Origin of the sequence: Hydrocoleum sp. CS-953 (assembly GCF_002260545.1) — a bacterium.
GTDB lineage: Bacteria > Cyanobacteriota > Cyanobacteriia > Cyanobacteriales > Microcoleaceae > Trichodesmium.
Genome location: NZ_LGSU01000268.1, coordinates 1 through 2,593 on the forward strand (window position 1 = coordinate 1; position 2,593 = coordinate 2,593).

The 2,593-nt window shown below is 37.7% G+C and carries 1 protein-coding gene; it reads left to right on the forward strand.

The window, feature by feature from the left end; translation table 11 throughout:
- Window positions 1–821: 821 nt before the first annotated feature.
- The coding region (locus tag AFK68_RS02395; protein ID WP_094671337.1) for a cyclic nucleotide-binding domain-containing protein at window positions 822–2,593 on the forward strand (1,772 nt) is incomplete at its 3' end.

Here is a 2,593-nt window from a genome sequence, read left to right on the forward strand (position 1 = left end):
AATTGATAATTGATAATTGATAATTACCTCTCCCTAAAACGGATAGGATTGAATAAAAGGAAAATAAATTCATTGTTTCTCCTTGATCATGAGAGGCTTTAAACCTTAATTATTCGGTAAAAATCCATCAGTTAACCCTTAATAATCTATCGAATTACATCGTTTATTACAAAGCTGTTTGCGCAGCATGACCTAGGAAGAGCTGACCGCTAATAGCTGTTTGCGCAGCATTCCGCAGGAAATGCTTACATTACCCAATTATTAATAATTAATAATTAATAATTAATAATTAAATAATTCTGGTTTAAAACCTCCCCTTTTAAGGGCAGGGCTGTTTCATTCTTGGTTAAGACAGAAGGGGAGCAGGGGAGCAGGGAGCAGGGGAGAATTTTCCACGCTTTACCCTAGATTTTCCCAAAATTTATCAATTATTCTTAAAGGTTAAAAATACGAATTGTTGTTATTTGAGGGAATTGAACCAGATATTTAGACAGAGTTTAATGACACTCCGAAGCTGAAAAATCGGCACTGATATGGCTAATTTCTCTATTTTCTGATCCTAAACATCTCTAGTTCTCCTTAAATTGTTAACTCACGATACGAATGATACGGCCCTGCCCCCCCGTAATGATGGCTAATTCAAGATAATGAAAAATAGAAATTGAAAATATGAATGTTTTTGCATCTTAATTAATTCAATTTTCAGGACTTAGGCAATGCCTGAGTTCTCAACAAATTTTTTGTAAATTTTGTGGTTTTACCAGAAAATATAGTGGGTTAATATTGGTTAAAAATTTTAGGATTAGGATTAAAGTAAAAAGGTGTTTCAATCTATTTGGGTCAATGCTTTAATCGCCGGAATTATTAGTGCTTTTTCCATGCCTTTAGGATCACTAACAGCCTTAGTGTGGACTCCTAAAAAACGAATACTGGCTTTTTTAATGGCTTTTGGAGCAGGAGCATTACTGGCAGCTCTAGTTATTGATTTAGTAGGTAGTACCAGAGAAAAGGGACATCTTCTAGAATTAGTCATTGGTTCAATTTTGGGAAGTTTATTCTTTATCTTCGTCAACCAGACTGTCAATAATGCTGGGGGATTTTTACGAAAACCTTCAACTACCTTAGCCCATTTAACTGAACAGGAACGCTGTCGTTTTACCCAAAGTTCCAGTCGCTTAAAACGAATTGGACTTTTTCAAGGTTTATCCCATGCTCTCAGAAAACAAATTGCTCAAGTCTTGTTAGTTGGAAATTACCCTCAAGAAACTATTTTGTATCGTCAAGGAGACCCCAGTGAAAGTCTTTATATTGTTAAACAGGGAAAGGTAGGTCTCCTAGATCCTCAAACAAACTTAACTGCTCTCAAGACTATTGAGGTGAATGAAATTTTTGGTCACTTAGCCTTTTTAACGGGCAGTCCTCATCAAACGATGGCAGTGGTTAAAGAAAATTGTCAGCTAGAAATTCTGCATCGTTCCGATTTTGAAGAACTTCTGGAAGTTTCGCCCGAACTCCTGAAAAGAACCGAACAAACCCTACAACAAGAAAATATTAAAGATTATCTTTACCAACGTCATAGATTGAGTTTAGAGCAAATTAAGGATTGGGTAACACTATCCCTAAGAATGCTCCAAGAACAGCGCAAAATTGAGTCTGCGGTCAAAATTGTTCAGAAAAAAACAGATTTTTTAAACTTAGCTCGTCGCATTCGCCGCTTTCCTGTCTTTAGCTATTTACCGCAAGAAGACTTAGAAAATATTGCTGACCGTTTAGTGTACCGAGAACGCTCAGGTGGTCATGTCTTTTTTCAGCCCGGTGACTTTTCTGATCGTCTGTATATTATTGCTCATGGTGAAGTCGAAATTGTTTATCCTAGTCATCTCCAAAAAGCTCCTCTAGTGTTGACTTCTGCAGACTCATTTGGGGAATTATCCTTTGTCACAGGAGCTTTCCATACAGTCACAGCGATCGCTAAAACTGATGTGGGGGTATGGACATTCAGAAAACAAGATTTTGGGGAAATGTTGCAACAGTCTACCCATCTGGAAAAAGGGGTAAAACAGTTTTTAGAACAACCTAAACTCAAAGATTATTTGGAAACTCGACAACAGTTTGAATCAACTAAGGCTGCCGAGTGGGTGGAACAAGCATTAAACAGCATGAATGCTGGCCAATTGATTCCTTCCGCCACTCGAATGGCTTCAATGATGTCAGAACATAAAGATGTACCAATGGCCATTTGGTTAGGACTATTGATGGACGGAATCCCAGAAGCTTTAACAATTGGGGCACATATTATTACAAATCCAGTCAGTCCTTCTTTATTAGCTGGGTTATTCATTTCTAATTATCCTGAAGCTCTATCAAGTTCTGAGGGGATGAGACAACAGGGATTTTCTATCCCTCGCATATTAATGATGTGGACATCTATTATGATCATCACAGGAATTTTAGCTGCGGTTGGTAGTTTGGTATTTGCTGATGTTCCGGAATCAATCATATCTCTTTTGGAGTCGATGGCAGCCGGGGCAATGCTAACTGTTATTTCTGAAACTATGTTACCGGAAGCTTATGCCAAAGGAGGTTCTATTGT